This window comes from Pseudomonas sp. MWU16-30323 (assembly GCF_020515595.1).
In the GTDB taxonomy this organism is placed as follows: Bacteria; Pseudomonadota; Gammaproteobacteria; order Pseudomonadales; family Pseudomonadaceae; genus Aquipseudomonas; species Aquipseudomonas yamanorum.
Map to the genome: position 1 here is coordinate 1 of NZ_JAIWYM010000100.1, position 344 is coordinate 344.

The following is a 344-nucleotide window of genomic DNA, read 5'->3' on the forward strand; positions in this document are numbered from 1 at the left end:
AGTCGGGTTTGGAGCGGCCATCGGCTGAAGTGCTGCCATCGGGGTAGGTGAACGTTATGTAACTACCCACTTTATGGACCCTGCTTCCCTGTGAAGTCGCTATAAAATCAGAATGCAGGACAGGTTCGAAGTACACGCGTCGGGCTTGCAATGCTTGATAGGTGAGATAGATGTCGCCTTCACCTGTCAGACTGATCCGTTTTCGATACCCCCCAAGAAACGCCTCACTCAACCAAGGGTAATAGTCCTTCTTGATCGTCAAATCGCCCTCAACTTCAATGTCAGCACCTCCTCGTAGTGAGTTGTTTTGATCAAATATCGCTACAACTCCGCCTCCCGCTCCG

At 50.9% G+C, this 344-nt stretch carries 1 pseudogene; it reads right to left on the reverse strand.

Going from position 1 to position 344, the window contains the following annotated elements:
* Nucleotides 1-344: pseudogene (locus LIY45_RS30625) on the reverse strand (hypothetical protein); the annotation flags it as partial.